Below are 13,342 nucleotides of genomic sequence, written 5' to 3'. Positions count from 1 at the left end.
AGAACGCCAACTTTTTGCAGTGGCGGATTCTGCTAGAATCAGCAATTATTTTTTAAAATTTGATCAGCGCTAAATACTGCTTCACAACAAGGAATGCAAATGAAGAAATTGCTCCCCATCCTTATCGGCCTGAGCCTGTCGGGGTTCAGCACACTGAGCCAGGCAGAGAACCTGATGCAAGTTTATCAGCAAGCACGCCTGAGCAACCCGGAATTGCGTAAGTCCGCCGCCGATCGCGATGCTGCATTCGAAAAAATTAACGAAGCACGTAGTCCTTTACTGCCTCAACTGGGCTTAGGTGCCGATTACACCTACAGCAATGGCTACCGCGATGCGAACGGCGTGAACTCGAACGCCACCAGCGCGTCCCTGCAATTAACGCAGACCCTTTTCGATATGTCGAAATGGCGTGCGCTGACCTTGCAGGAAAAATCTGCGGGTATTCAGGACGTGACCTTCCAGACGGACCAGCAGACGCTGATCCTCAACACCGCGAGCGCCTATTTTAAAGTGCTGAACGCCATTGACGTTCTCTCTTACACCCAGGCGCAGAAAGAGGCGATTTATCGTCAGTTGGATCAAACCACCCAGCGTTTCAACGTCGGTCTGGTGGCAATCACTGACGTGCAAAACGCCCGTTCACAATACGATACCGTGCTGGCGAACGAAGTGACGGCTCGTAACGATCTCGACAATGCGGTAGAAGAACTGCGTCAGGTCACCGGCAACTACTACCCGGAACTGGCGTCGCTGAACGTTGACAGCTTCAAAACTGACAAACCGCAGGCGGTGAACGCCCTGCTGAAAGAAGCCGAAAACCGTAACCTGACCCTGTTGCAGGCCCGTCTGAGCCAGGATTTGGCACGTGAGCAAATCCGCCAGGCGCAAGATGGTCATCTGCCAACGCTGGATTTAACCGCCTCTACCGGTGTTTCTGACACCTCGTACAGCGGTTCTAAAACACGTGGCGCAACAGGCTCCCAGTATGACGACAGCAACATGGGCCAGAACAAAATCGGCCTGAGCTTCTCGCTGCCAATTTATCAGGGCGGGATGGTTAACTCGCAGGTGAAACAGGCGCAATACAACTTTGTTGGCGCCAGCGAACAACTGGAAAGCGCCCACCGCAGCGTGGTGCAGACCGTACGTTCATCCTTCAACAACATCAATGCGTCAATCAGCAGCATTAACGCGTACAAACAAGCCGTGGTTTCCGCCCAGAGCTCATTAGATGCGATGGAAGCGGGCTACTCCGTGGGTACGCGTACCATCGTTGATGTGCTGGATGCGACCACCACGCTGTACAACGCCAAGCAACAACTGGCGAATGCGCGTTATAACTACTTGATCAACCAACTGAATATTAAGTCAGCACTGGGGACGTTGAACGAGCAGGATCTGGTGGCGCTGAACAACACGCTGGGCAAACCGATTTCCACCTCTCCGGAACACGTCGCGCCTGAAACCCCGCAGATGGACGCTAACGCCGATGGCTATACCGCCAACACGGCAGCGCCCGCCGCGCAGCCGGCATCAGCACGTTCTTCCAGCAGCAACGGTAACAATCCGTTCCGTCATTAAACGTGATGACGGGGCTTCGGCCCCGTCTGAACGTAAGGCAACGTAAAGATCGGGCCATTGGGCCGCATTCCAGCCTCTTCTCGCTTCATTTTCAACCACTCATCCTCTATCCTGAGCAGTAATAACCACTGGGTCCAGGAAAGACAAAAATGAAACGGACAAAATCCATCCATCACGCATCGTTCCGCAAAAGCTGGAGCGCGCGCCATCTGACGCCTGTCGCGTTAGCCGTTACCGCTGTGTTTATGCTGGCGGGCTGTGAGAAAAGCGATGAAACCGTGTCGCTGTATCAGAATGCGGATGACTGCTCGGCAGCCAATCCGGGCAAAAGCGCGGAATGTACCACGGCGTTCAATAACGCGTTGAAAGAAGCGGAACGTACTGCCCCGAAATATGCCACTCGCGAAGATTGTGTCGCCGAGTTCGGTGAAGGCCAGTGCCAGCAAGCCCCTGCACAGGCAGGCATGGCGCCAGAAGCGCAGGCCCAGCAGTCCAGCGGCAGTTTCTGGATGCCGCTGATGGCGGGTTATATGATGGGCCGCATGATGGGCGGCGGCGCGGGCTTTGCACAGCAGCCGCTGTTCAGTTCGAAAAACCCGGCCAGCCCGGCTTACGGTAAATACACCGATGCGGGCGGTAAAAACTACGGCGCAGCGCAGCCTGGCCGCACGATGACGGTTCCGAAAACCGCCATGGCGCCGAAACCTGCGACCACCTCTACCGTGACGCGCGGCGGCTTCGGCGAATCTGTTGCCAAACAGAGCACCATGCAGCGTAGCGCAAGCGGCACCTCCACGCGTTCAATGGGCGGCTGATACGCATGGAAAGAGTCAGCATTACCGAGCGTCCGGACTGGCGCGATAAAGCCACCGAATACGGTTTCAATTTTCACACCATGTACGGCGAACCGTACTGGTGTGAAGACGCCTATTACAAACTCACGCTAGCCCAGGTTGAAAAGCTGGAAGATGTGACCGCCGAGTTGCATCAGATGTGCCTCAAGGTGGTCGAGAAAGTGATCGCCAGCGACGAGCTGATGACCAAATTCCGTATTCCTAAGCACACCTGGGGCTTTGTGCGTCAGTCCTGGCAGACGCATCAGCCGTCGCTCTATTCGCGTCTTGATCTGGCGTGGGATGGCACCGGTGAACCGAAGCTGCTGGAGAACAACGCCGATACTCCGACCTCGCTGTATGAAGCGGCGTTCTTCCAGTGGATCTGGCTTGAAGATCAGATCAACGCGGGCAATCTGCCGGAAGGCAGCGACCAGTTTAACAGCCTGCAAGAAAAGCTCATCGAACGTTTCGCCGAGTTGCGTGAGCAGTATGGTTTCCAGCTTCTGCATTTAACCTGCTGTCGCGATACCGTTGAAGATCGCGGAACCATTCAGTATCTACAAGATTGCGCAGCAGAGGCGGAGATCGCCACCGAATTTCTCTATATCGAAGATATTGGGCTCGGTGAAAAAGGTCAGTTCACGGATCTACAGGATCAGGTGATTGCCAACCTGTTCAAGCTCTATCCGTGGGAGTTTATGCTGCGCGAGATGTTCTCCACCAAGCTGGAAGACGCTGGCGTGCGCTGGCTGGAGCCGGCCTGGAAGAGCATTATCTCCAATAAGGCGCTGTTGCCCCTGCTGTGGGAGATGTTCCCGAACCATCCGAACCTGCTTCCCGCGTATTTCGCCGAAGACGACTATCCGCAGATGGAAAAATTCGTCGTGAAACCGATCTTCTCGCGTGAAGGCGCGAACGTCTCCATTATTGAGAACGGTAAAACGATCGAAGCGGTGGAAGGACCGTATGGCGAAGAAGGCATGATCGTGCAGCAGTTCTATCAACTGCCGAAGTTTGGCGACAGCTATATGCTGATCGGCAGTTGGTTGATCAACGATCAACCTGCCGGGATCGGCATTCGCGAAGACAGAGCGCTGATCACCCAGGATCTGTCCCGCTTCTACCCGCATATTTTTGTTGAGTAGTTCCTTGTGCCGGGTGGCGACTCCGCCTCACCCGGCCCAGGACACAAATTGTAGGCCCGATAAGCGTTGCGCCATCGGGCATTCATCATCCTACCTGCACTGACAACATACTCAGACTTCCCATCTCAATCCCGTCGACCGGGATCGTCACCGGCTCTTTGCCATCCCACGCGCCTAACATGTACAGCAGCGGCAGATAGTGATCCGGCGTCGGGTTCGACAGTGAACCGCCTTCGTGATCGAGGTAATTCACCAGCGGATGCTGTTCAACCGGTCCCTGCCAGCTCAGGTTCGCTTTGACAAAATCATTGAACGAGGTTGCCCACGGATACGGCGTATTATCGCCGTGCCAGCGCGCCGTGCGCAGGTTATGCACCACGTTACCACTGGCCACCAGCATGATGCCTTCATCACGCAGCGTCGCCAGTTTGCATCCAATCTCAAAGTGCCAGGCCGCCGGTTTCGTGCTGTCGATGCTCAACTGCACCATCGGAATATCGGCATCCGGGTACATCTTGATCAGCACGCCCCAGGAACCGTGATCAAACCCCCAGGCCTCTTTGTCGAGCGCGACCGGCACCGGTGAAAGCAAATCAACCAGGTGCTGCGCCAGTTCAGGGGAGCCAGGCGCCGGGTAGTGCGTGTCGTACAACGCCTGCGGGAAACCGCCAAAATCATGAATAGTCTTTGGCGCTTCCATCGCAGTGACGCCGGTACCTCGGGTGTACCAGTGGGCAGACACCACCACAATCGCTTTTGGACGTGGCAAAGTCTCCCCAAGCTGCTGCCAGGCACGGGTATACAGATTATCTTCCAGAACGTTCATCGGGCTGCCGTGTCCCAAAAACAATGCTGGCATACGAATTGAAGACATGATGATATCCTTACTCAGGGAGTCATTTTGATGGTCTTACCATACCCTCTTTCGGTGAATGAAGAACTCTGATAACCATGATGATGATCATCAGTTATTTTGAAGGTCAGTGAGATGTATAAGGAGTCATTGATGTCAGTACCTTTAATTCTGACCTTACTGGCGGGGGCTGCCACGTTTATTGGCGCGTTTCTTGGCGTGCTGGGGCAAAAACCCTCCAATCGCCTGCTGGCGTTTTCGCTCGGGTTTGCCGCCGGGATCATGTTGCTGATCTCCTTAATGGAGATGCTGCCCGCCGCCCTGGGGACAACCGGAATGCCGCCCGTTCTGGGCTACGGCATGTTTATCATCGGCTTGCTGGGTTACTTTGGTCTGGATCGTCTTCTTCCGCACGCCCACCCGCAGGATCTGGTGCAAAAAAGAACGCAGCCAATTCCCGGCTCAATCAAACGCACTGCCATTCTGCTCACGCTGGGGATCAGTTTGCACAACTTCCCGGAAGGGATTGCCACCTACGTGACCGCAAGCAGCAACCTGGAGTTGGGATTCGGCATCGCGCTGGCAGTTGCCCTGCATAATATTCCGGAAGGTCTGGCCGTCGCCGGGCCCGTTTACGCGGCTACCGGTTCTAAACGCACCGCGATTTTCTGGGCAGGCATTTCCGGGATGGCGGAAATACTGGGCGGCGTGCTGGCATGGCTGATTCTTGGCAACCTGGTCTCACCCGTCGTCATGGCCGCCATTATGGCCGCTGTCGCCGGCATTATGGTTGCGTTGTCGGTGGATGAACTGATGCCGCTGGCAAAAGAGATCGATCCCAATAACAACCCCAGCTATGGCGTTCTGTGTGGAATGTCCGTGATGGGGCTGAGTCTGGTGGTACTTCAGGCGATGGGGATAGGATAACGGAGAGGGCAGGAAGCGATTATTCCTGCTCTTTCGTCATAACGCGTTGTTCATCATCACGACGCAGTAATTTATTGCGGATTTCCAGTAGCGCATCGCGGTCCTGCCGAAACGCTTTACAGTAGCGCTTCATGTGGCAAAAATACCCCACGACCACCAGAACAATTAAGACAATCCAGTACCAGGCGATAAACATCCTTTTACCCTTTAAATTTAACATTAACAGATATTTAGCGTTTAAATTTAACATACCTATTAGTAGGTAGGATTATATACTGGCACAGTATCAAATCGAAAAGATGATTTCGATCATAGAGAAAAAGATTGGATGTTTATTAACCGACAGGATGTTTGAAAAAGCGGAATTTGCCGGATAAGGTGCTTGCACCGCTATCCGGCAAGGCAGGATTAGCTGGCCTTACGTTCGTGAGCCTGACGGTAAGCCACCAGGTCTTCGATCGTTACTACAGCCATATTGTGTTTGCCCGCAAATTCGATGCACTCCGGCGCGCGCGCCATGCTGCCATCATCATTGGTCAGTTCACACAATACACCTGCAGGTTTGTACCCGGCCAGCGTCACCAGATCGATGGTCGCTTCGGTGTGGCCACCGCGGGTCAATACACCACCCGGCTGAGCGCGCAGCGGGAAGACGTGTCCCGGACGGTTCAGATCGGAAGGTTTTGCGCCGTCAGCAATTGCCGCACGAACGGTGGTCACGCGATCGGCAGCAGAAACGCCGGTTGTGACACCTGTCGCGGCTTCAATGGTCACGGTAAAACCGGTGCCATAAGCGCTGGTGTTATTTTCCACCATCATCGGCAGATCGAGTTGTTTACGACGATCTTCGGTGATGCACAGGCACACAATACCGCTACCGTGACGGATGGTCAGCGCCATCTGCTCAACGGTCATGGTCTCTGCCGGGAAAATCATATCGCCTTCGTTTTCACGATCTTCGTCGTCCAGCACCATCACACCGCGGCCTTCGCGCAGCGCAGACAGAGCGTGTTCGACACGTTCAAAAGGCGTACCAAAAGAGGAAAGTAGCGTCTGATTCATGGTAAAAAAACCTCACTAAAATTATGGTTACCAGAATCAGGGCAGTCTTAGGAGTACCGACAAGCGGCAAAAAAATAACGTGAGCGGGTCCATGCCCGACTGGATCGTTACTCTCTCCCATCCGGACTCTAACCGTCGGCCCCGGAATTACACCGGATCTGCTGACCTTTGGGTTTGCACCCAAAGCGCTCGCGGGCTTTCAACCTGAGTTGATTTACCGCCGGTGGGGAATTTCGCCCCGCCCTGAGAATAAGCGGGTTAACTATAACGCTATTGATTACCTTCATCAACGCCTTTACCCGCATTAACATCACACAATTCTGGTTTATGCCTTACGCAGATCGCACTACAATGGACGCTAACACTTACCAGTTCAGGGAAACCACTATGATTGACCCGAAAAAAATTGAGCAGATCGCTCGCCAGGTTCACGAGTCGATGCCGAAAGGGATCCGGGAGTTCGGGGACGATGTCGAGAAGAAGATCCGTCAAACGCTGCAATCTCAGCTGACGCGTCTCGATCTGGTGAGCCGCGAAGAGTTTGATGTTCAGACCCAGGTGCTGCTGCGCACCCGTGAAAAGCTGGCGCTGCTGGAGCAACGTTTGAGTGAGCTGGAAGCGCGTCAGACCACGGAAGAAGTCAAACCTGCGCCCGCCATCCCGCCGGTAGAACCGCAAGCGTAAAAACAGCAACGGGCCGCAAGGCCCGTTGACATATCAATGTTCCACTTCTAACTTTCTGGCGTTCATGGCCTGTTGACAGTAGTGCGCGTAGCGTTTGCAAAACCAGCTGCGGTGCTCCTCATCCATATTGCCGGTAACGGCCTGGATATCAACAGGGCGACCTTCAGCCTGCATTCTGGCAAAACTCCGCGCCAGGAAATCGAAATTGTTCATCGAATAAACACTGTTGTTCATTAGCATATCCTCCAGTCGGTGAATCTCTGTTAAGGTCATATGCTTTTTTCTGATACCAGTATTTACCGGGAGACGTAGCAGGTTTGTACATATTGTGCGCAAATCAGCTGCCTGAGTTCACACTTTAGGAACACAGGTGATGCCCGATTTCCAGGCATCACCTGCAGCGGTTATTTATCGCTGTCTTTCTGGATTTTCTTGATGATATTGGTGGTTGAGCAACCGTCTTCAAAGTTAAGCACCAGCACTTCACCGCCGTTGGCCCACACCTCTTTACTGCCCGCAATGTCTTCCGGCTTATAGTCACCGCCTTTGACCAGCAGATCCGGCAATACGCCCGAGATCAGGCGCTGTGGCGTGTCTTCTTCAAAAGAGACCACCCAGTCAACGGCTTCCAGCGCCCCCAGCACGATCATCCGCTGCTCAAGCGGATTCACCGGACGTGTTTCTCCTTTCAGGCGTTTCGTCGAGGCATCGCTATTGACCGCGACGATCAAGCGATCGCCCAGCTTACGCGCGTTTGCGAGATAGGAGACGTGACCGGCATGCAGAATGTCAAACACCCCGTTCGTCATCACTACTTTCTCACCGCGCTTACGTGCGCTGGCAACGGCCTGTTTCAGCTCGTCTTCGGTCATCACGCCAAAGCCTGTTTCCGCACGGCCACGTACCGCGTTTTCCAGTTCGATAGGCGAAACCGTGGACGTACCCAGCTTGCCAACCACTACACCCGCTGCCGCATTGGCAAAGAAGCAGGCTTCTTCCAGCGAATTGCCCGCCGCTAGCGTCGCCGCCAACACGCCAATGACCGTATCGCCCGCACCGGTCACGTCATACACTTCCTGCGCCTGCGTCGGCATATGCAGCGGGGCTTTTCCTGGTTGCAGCAGCGTCATCCCCTGCTCGGAACGGGTGACCAGCAGAGCGGAAAGCTCGAAATCGGCAATCAGCTTCATGCCGCGTTCAACAATCTCTTCTTCGCTTTTGCATTTTCCCGCTACCGCCTCAAATTCAGACAAGTTTGGCGTCAGCAGCGTCGCACCGCGATAACGCGCAAAATCGGTCCCTTTCGGGTCGATCAGCACCGGCACACCGGCTTTACGCGCCAGGGCAATCATCTGCTGGACGCTGGCCAGCGCGCCTTTCGCGTAGTCAGACAGCACCAACGCCCCAATCGAGCTCAGTGCCTGGTTGATGCGCTCATGCAGCGGCTGCGGATCCACGCCTTCGAAGCCTTCTTCGAAGTCCAGACGAATCAACTGCTGGTTACGTGAAAGCACACGCAGTTTGGTGATGGTCGGATGGGTCGGCACAGAAACGAAGTCGCATTTCACGTTCACGTCCGCCAGCGTTTTACTGAGCGCTCGCGCGGCATCGTCAATACCGGTCAGTCCAACCAGACGCGAATTCGCTCCCAGAGAGGCAATGTTCATCGCCACGTTCGCCGCACCGCCCGGACGTTCTTCGATGGTATCCACTTTCACCACCGGGACCGGCGCTTCGGGTGAAATACGGCTGGTGGGTCCGTACCAGTAGCGATCCAGCATCACATCACCGACAACCAAGACTCCTGCACGTTCAAACTCTGGCAGCGTTACTTTCATTCCTGTCTCCTGAGAGATTCAAAATTTTGCGCGCGATAATAGCACACTTCATCAGTCAACCAGCCACTTCTGCCAGCTTGCCCCGACCTGCGTACGTTCCGCCTCAAAACATGTTTGCGCCACATGGCCCGGCTGTTCCTGCAACGCCAGGTGATGCAGTTCATCGCGCAGCGTGGTATAGGCGTGGGTCAATGCCATCGCCTCTTGCTCGTCCATAATGTCGTTTTGCGCTAACAGTTCCAGAATGCGCACATTATCCGACCAGCGGGTCAGTTTGGGTTTGTCATGGGCATAACGTAGCACCAGATATTGCGTGATAAATTCGATATCCGTAATACCGCCTTCGTCGGCTTTAATATCAAAGCGATCGCGATGCTTATTGCCCAGATGGGCGCGCATTTTTTCGCGCATTTCACGCACCTCGGTCTGCAACGTTTTGCCGTCACGAGGCTGCGTGATGATATCGCGGCGCACCGTATCAAACTGCAAGGTCAGCTGCGGGTCGCCGTAAACGACGCGTGCGCGCACCAGCGCCTGATGCTCCCACGTCCAGGCCTCATTTTTCTGATAATCCGCAAAGGATTCGATAGAGGTCACCAGCATCCCCGCCGCGCCTGACGGACGCAGTCGGGCATCCACTTCATACAGAATGCCTGAGGAGGTGCGGGTACTGAAGAGATGCATAATGCGCTGCGCCAGCCGCAGGTAGAACTGCCGCCCGTCAATTTCGCGCTCGCCGTCGGTCATCACGTCAATGGGGCAGTCATGCAGGAAGATCAAATCGAGATCGGAGCTGTAGCCCAGCTCCCAGCCGCCCAGTTTGCCGTAGCCCACCACCGCAAAGCCGCGCCCTTCCCGCTCGGCGAGATGCGTCGGCTGCCCGTAGCGCGCCACCATTTGCAGCCACGCCTGCTGCACAACGGCATCAATCATCGCTTCCGCAAGCCAGGTCAGGTGATCGCTGACTTTCATCACCGGCAGCGTGCCGGCGATATCCGCAGCGGCAATACGCAGCAGTTGCGTTTGCTTAAACTGACGCAGCGCTTCCAGTTGTTGCTCTTCGTCATCTTCCGGTACGCGCAGTAAATACTGACGCAGCTCGTCGCGATAAGCGTCGGTTGCCGTTGGCTGATAGAGCGTGTTCGGGTCGAGCAGTTCATCGAGCAGCAGCGGATAACGCGCAAGCTGGCTGGCGACCATCGGCGACGCCGCACAGAGCGAAATCAGATGCTTCAGGGCACCGGGAAATTCACTCAGCAACTCAAGATAGGTGGTGCGGGTGACAATCCCCACCAGTAGCGGCGTAATGCGCGACAGCGGGAGAGAAGCATCCTGGCGCGTACAGACATCGCTGAGCAGGTGCGGCATCAGGTGGTCGAGCACCTGACGCCCTCGCGGACCGATGGTGCGTTTATCCAGCTCTTTACGGAAATCGGCAATCAACGCCAGCACGCGCATACGATCGTCATCCGTGAGATGCGACAGCACCGGCGGCGTATCATCCTCCTGCAAGGCGTCCTGCCACAGCTCGCGCCACTGTTCCGAAAGCGCATCTTCCTGCGTGTCGGTTTCGTCATCGCCGATCAGCTCGTTAAACACGCGGCGGACGTTCGCCATGTGCCCCTCAAGCGTTTCGGTCAGTTGCTGCCAGTCATCAGCATTCATTCCCCAGGCCAGTCGCGCCCGGTTAAGTTCATCGCCCGGCAGCGTCTGGGTTTGTTCATCGTTAATGCTTTGCAGCAGGTTTTCCAGACGACGCAGGAAGAGATAGGCCTGTCGCAGCTGATCTGCATCGTTCTCTGGCAGCAGATGCAGTGCGGCGATCGCGCTTAAAGTCGGCAGCAATGAACGGGATTGCAGCGACGGCTCGCGCCCGCCGCGAATCAGTTGAAACACCTGCACGATAAACTCGATTTCGCGAATACCGCCCGCCCCGAGCTTGATGTTATCTTTCAACCCCCGGCGACGCACTTCACGCGCGATCATCCCCTTCATATTGCGCAGCGACTGGATCACGCTGAAGTCGATGTAGCGACGAAAGACGAACGGGCGCAGCATGGCGCGCAGTTCCTCGACATAGCGACCGTCGGTATCGCCCATAATCCGCGCCTTGACCATCGCGTAGCGCTCCCAGTCGCGCCCCTGCTCCTGGTAGTAATCCTCCAGCGCCGCAAAGCTCAATACCAGCGGGCCGCTGTCGCCAAACGGACGCAGACGCATATCCACCCGATAAACAAAGCCATCCTGGGTGGGCTGATCCAGCACCTTGATCAGCCGTTGCCCCATGCGGGTAAAAAACTGCGCGTTATCCAGTTCGCGACGCCCGCCCTGGGTGGAACCGTGTTCCGGCCAGGCAAAGATCAGATCGATATCCGAGGAAAAGTTCAGCTCGCCGCCGCCCAGTTTGCCCATGCCTAAAATCAACAGCGGTTGTGGGATGCCTTCCTGACTGCATGGCGTTCCCCATTCGCGACAGCAAGCGTCGTACAGCCAGTCACGCGCACCAACAATCAGCGTTTCGGCCAGATGGCTTAACTGTTGCAGAATGTCGGTATCGTCCACCAGCGACAGCGCCTGCGCCCAGGCAATGCGTACCATCACGCGGCGGCGAAACAGACGCAGTTCATGCATCAGTGCCGCTTCATCGTTCACCGTTGCCAATGCCGCCTGTAACCATTCGCCGTACTGTTGCCATTCATCGGCCTGCGGTGGGGCGCTTTCCAGTTCCGCCAGCCAGTGTGGATGCGCAATCACGCTGTCCTGCACAAAATCACTGAATGTAAGTACTGACTTCGCTTGTACGCCAGATGGTGATTCAGGCAACTGCTCTGCTATGGTTTGCCAGTGCTGCTGTAACAGTGAAGAGAGCGGCTTCATTAAAAGATTCCTTGTAACGTTGCCGGATGGCGGCATTCCGCCTTATCCGGCCTACAAAACATGTCGATCCGTAGGCCTGATAAGCGCAGCGCCATCAGGCACTCCAGTTATCGTTTCCCGCTGTGCAGCCAGAACGGTTCCTGGTTGTTCGCCTCATTGCGGAAATGTTCAATTTCAATATGTTGACCGGTGGCAATAGCGTGAAGCAGTCCTTGCCAGTTCTCCAGCCAGGCCTGAACCACTGCCGCATCGTAATACCCCGCCAGCAGCAAAACGGTATCAATATCGCGGCGTAAACGCGGCAGTTGATCGCGATACTGGTCGCCCAGCGGCTGCCCAAATACGCTTTTCAGCTCAGCGGCGGTACGCGAAAGATGGATGTCGGCGAAGCGCTTGAAAGAGTCTGCCATTTTGGCCTGCGCCTTTGCGTCCAGAAACGGCTGCCAGGCTTTGGTCACCAGCCACTCGGTCAGCGCCAGTTTCGCCATTGCCGTTTGGGTGGTGTAAACCGCCGTCACGGCAGAAACCGCCGACGCGATGGTGGCTTCCGACTGGGTTAACAGATCACGTAAGTGAGCGCTCGCTTTACGTGGAACAATACCGCCAAAGAGCATCAGCGTGTGACGCACCAGGCCCATTGCGGCCAACACATCCGCCTTTGCCGCCTTATTGCCGCGAACCCAGAGTTCTTCATGGTACTGCCACTGTGCCAGCGCCAGCTCCAGAGCGGCTTCCAGCCCGTGTTCCACGCTGGCTTTCGCGGGCGCTTTCAGCACTGCGGTCGGTTTACTCTCGCGTGGAGGATTCCCCTGCGCCAGATGATAGCCGCGCGCCGCTTTACTCAGGCTGCCCTGGCGCAGACCCGCCTGGTTCACCAGCTGATTTGCCAGCTTCAGCACCGCCTGGGTGTCGCCGCTCAGCAGTTCAAGCTCCAGCTCGCAAATCGGCTCCGCCAGTTCGCCCGCTTTTACTTCGCCTAAATCAAGGGCTATCTCAATCTGGCTGCCATCCACCGTCAGCAGCCATTTTTCACGTTCAAAATCGGTGCTGAACAGCGGCTGTACGCGGGAGACGAGATCGACAGGTAGCTCGCCGTTTGGCCACACTTGTGGCGGAAATTGCGTTAAATCCAGCACAGGTTCGTTCAGGGGAACATTGTATTCCGGTCGCTGGTGTAAACCGCCGGTCACTCGCCCGGCAATTTTCATGGTCATCTCGTAGCGTCCCTTCTCCCCACGAATACGCAACCCCATGTCGTGACCACGCAGCCACTTGTCCTCGGTCTCGTAGTAAATATTCAACAACGGGCTGGGCGCATGATGCTCGCCTCCGAGCGTATTCAGATGGTCACGCAGCGCGTTCACCGCCTCGTGATTAACGATAAATTTTAATTCAATTTCCTGAGCCATGGCCTTGTACTTACCGGTTATGTCACATAAGAGAGAATCACGACGAACTTACAGTGATCTTTTTTGTCAGTAGATAGTATTTTGCGCCAAATTGCCATGCAACGAGCAATTTGACGGGCGTAAAAGTTTT

General features: G+C 55.5%; 12 protein-coding genes and 1 riboswitch. Of the genes, 5 read left to right on the top strand and 7 right to left on the bottom strand.

The window, feature by feature from the left end:
- Positions 1–99: 99 nt before the first annotated feature.
- The 3 genes from tolC to F384_RS25055 all read left to right on the top strand — a co-directional run bounded on the left by tolC (position 100) and on the right by F384_RS25055 (position 3,562).
- Positions 100–1,581 (top strand): outer membrane channel protein TolC, encoded by a 1,482-nt coding sequence (tolC, locus tag F384_RS25065; RefSeq protein WP_046496884.1) that lies wholly within the window; start codon positions 100–102, stop codon positions 1,579–1,581.
- Between the two features lie 149 nt (positions 1,582–1,730).
- Positions 1,731–2,396 (top strand): DUF1190 family protein, encoded by a 666-nt coding sequence (locus F384_RS25060; protein WP_046496880.1) that lies wholly within the window; start codon positions 1,731–1,733, stop codon positions 2,394–2,396.
- Positions 2,397–2,401: 5 nt separating this feature from the next.
- Positions 2,402–3,562 carry a glutathionylspermidine synthase family protein gene (locus tag F384_RS25055; RefSeq protein ID WP_046496874.1) on the top strand — a complete coding sequence of 387 codons (1,161 nt, stop codon included), beginning with the start codon at positions 2,402–2,404 and terminating at the stop codon, positions 3,560–3,562.
- 85 nt (positions 3,563–3,647) lie between these two features.
- Here the strand turns inward: F384_RS25055 and ygiD are convergent, their stop codons facing one another.
- Positions 3,648–4,436, bottom strand: coding sequence for a 4,5-DOPA dioxygenase extradiol (gene ygiD / locus F384_RS25050; RefSeq protein WP_046496869.1), 789 nt, complete (start codon positions 4,434–4,436; stop codon positions 3,648–3,650).
- Positions 4,437–4,568: 132 nt separating this feature from the next.
- Between ygiD and zupT the strand changes: the two genes are divergently transcribed.
- Complete coding sequence (gene zupT, locus F384_RS25045; protein ID WP_046496864.1) at positions 4,569–5,342, top strand: zinc transporter ZupT; 774 nt, start codon at positions 4,569–4,571, stop codon at positions 5,340–5,342.
- A 19-nt stretch (positions 5,343–5,361) separates the two neighbouring features.
- Here the strand turns inward: zupT and F384_RS28155 are convergent, their stop codons facing one another.
- Both F384_RS28155 and ribB read right to left on the bottom strand, forming a co-directional pair.
- Positions 5,362–5,538, bottom strand: a complete 177-nt coding sequence (locus F384_RS28155) for a hypothetical protein (protein ID WP_052746987.1) — start codon at positions 5,536–5,538, stop codon at positions 5,362–5,364.
- A 212-nt stretch (positions 5,539–5,750) separates the two neighbouring features.
- The gene (gene ribB / locus F384_RS25040; RefSeq protein ID WP_046496857.1) at positions 5,751–6,404 is read right to left on the bottom strand and encodes a 3,4-dihydroxy-2-butanone-4-phosphate synthase; all 654 of its coding nucleotides are present in this window, start codon (positions 6,402–6,404) and stop codon (positions 5,751–5,753) included.
- Positions 6,405–6,509: 105 nt separating this feature from the next.
- Positions 6,510–6,659: riboswitch (FMN riboswitch) on the bottom strand.
- 132 nt (positions 6,660–6,791) lie between these two features.
- Between ribB and ubiK the strand changes: the two genes are divergently transcribed.
- Positions 6,792–7,088 carry a ubiquinone biosynthesis accessory factor UbiK gene (gene ubiK, locus F384_RS25030; protein ID WP_046496849.1) on the top strand — a complete coding sequence of 99 codons (297 nt, stop codon included), beginning with the start codon at positions 6,792–6,794 and terminating at the stop codon, positions 7,086–7,088.
- Positions 7,089–7,121: 33 nt separating this feature from the next.
- Here ubiK and glgS read toward each other — a convergent pair whose 3' ends face one another.
- From glgS to F384_RS25010, 4 genes are all read right to left on the bottom strand, one after another.
- Positions 7,122–7,328 carry a cell surface composition regulator GlgS gene (glgS, locus tag F384_RS25025; RefSeq protein ID WP_080343280.1) on the bottom strand — a complete coding sequence of 69 codons (207 nt, stop codon included), beginning with the start codon at positions 7,326–7,328 and terminating at the stop codon, positions 7,122–7,124.
- Between the two features lie 164 nt (positions 7,329–7,492).
- The gene (gene hldE / locus F384_RS25020) at positions 7,493–8,926 is read right to left on the bottom strand and encodes a bifunctional D-glycero-beta-D-manno-heptose-7-phosphate kinase/D-glycero-beta-D-manno-heptose 1-phosphate adenylyltransferase HldE (protein WP_046496846.1); all 1,434 of its coding nucleotides are present in this window, start codon (positions 8,924–8,926) and stop codon (positions 7,493–7,495) included.
- Between the two features lie 51 nt (positions 8,927–8,977).
- Positions 8,978–11,803, bottom strand: a complete 2,826-nt coding sequence (gene glnE, locus F384_RS25015; RefSeq protein ID WP_046496841.1) for a bifunctional [glutamate--ammonia ligase]-adenylyl-L-tyrosine phosphorylase/[glutamate--ammonia-ligase] adenylyltransferase — start codon at positions 11,801–11,803, stop codon at positions 8,978–8,980.
- 107 nt (positions 11,804–11,910) lie between these two features.
- On the bottom strand, positions 11,911–13,212 hold the full coding sequence (locus tag F384_RS25010; protein WP_046496838.1) for an inorganic triphosphatase: 1,302 nt from the start codon (positions 13,210–13,212) through the stop codon (positions 11,911–11,913).
- Between the last annotated feature and the right edge of the window lie 130 nt (positions 13,213–13,342).

The sequence above is a fragment of the Citrobacter amalonaticus Y19 genome (assembly GCF_000981805.1).
In the GTDB taxonomy this organism is placed as follows: Bacteria; Pseudomonadota; Gammaproteobacteria; order Enterobacterales; family Enterobacteriaceae; genus Citrobacter_A; species Citrobacter_A amalonaticus_C.
This window is presented reverse-complemented; position numbering and strand designations above follow the sequence as displayed.

What these genes read in the sequence shown, in the direction of transcription:
- ubiK (WP_046496849.1), top strand. Translation starts at nt 6,792, where the DNA reads ATGATTGACCCGAAAAAAATTGAGCAGATCGCTCGCCAGGTTCACGAG.
- tolC (WP_046496884.1), top strand. Translation starts at nt 100, where the DNA reads ATGAAGAAATTGCTCCCCATCCTTATCGGCCTGAGCCTGTCGGGGTTC.
- F384_RS25010 (WP_046496838.1), bottom strand. Translation starts at nt 13,212, where the DNA reads ATGGCTCAGGAAATTGAATTAAAATTTATCGTTAATCACGAGGCGGTG.
- ygiD (WP_046496869.1), bottom strand. Translation starts at nt 4,436, where the DNA reads ATGTCTTCAATTCGTATGCCAGCATTGTTTTTGGGACACGGCAGCCCG.
- ribB (WP_046496857.1), bottom strand. Translation starts at nt 6,404, where the DNA reads ATGAATCAGACGCTACTTTCCTCTTTTGGTACGCCTTTTGAACGTGTC.
- zupT (WP_046496864.1), top strand. Translation starts at nt 4,569, where the DNA reads ATGTCAGTACCTTTAATTCTGACCTTACTGGCGGGGGCTGCCACGTTT.
- glnE (WP_046496841.1), bottom strand. Translation starts at nt 11,803, where the DNA reads ATGAAGCCGCTCTCTTCACTGTTACAGCAGCACTGGCAAACCATAGCA.
- hldE (WP_046496846.1), bottom strand. Translation starts at nt 8,926, where the DNA reads ATGAAAGTAACGCTGCCAGAGTTTGAACGTGCAGGAGTCTTGGTTGTC.
- F384_RS28155 (WP_052746987.1), bottom strand. Translation starts at nt 5,538, where the DNA reads ATGTTTATCGCCTGGTACTGGATTGTCTTAATTGTTCTGGTGGTCGTG.
- glgS (WP_080343280.1), bottom strand. Translation starts at nt 7,328, where the DNA reads ATGCTAATGAACAACAGTGTTTATTCGATGAACAATTTCGATTTCCTG.
- F384_RS25060 (WP_046496880.1), top strand. Translation starts at nt 1,731, where the DNA reads ATGAAACGGACAAAATCCATCCATCACGCATCGTTCCGCAAAAGCTGG.
- F384_RS25055 (WP_046496874.1), top strand. Translation starts at nt 2,402, where the DNA reads ATGGAAAGAGTCAGCATTACCGAGCGTCCGGACTGGCGCGATAAAGCC.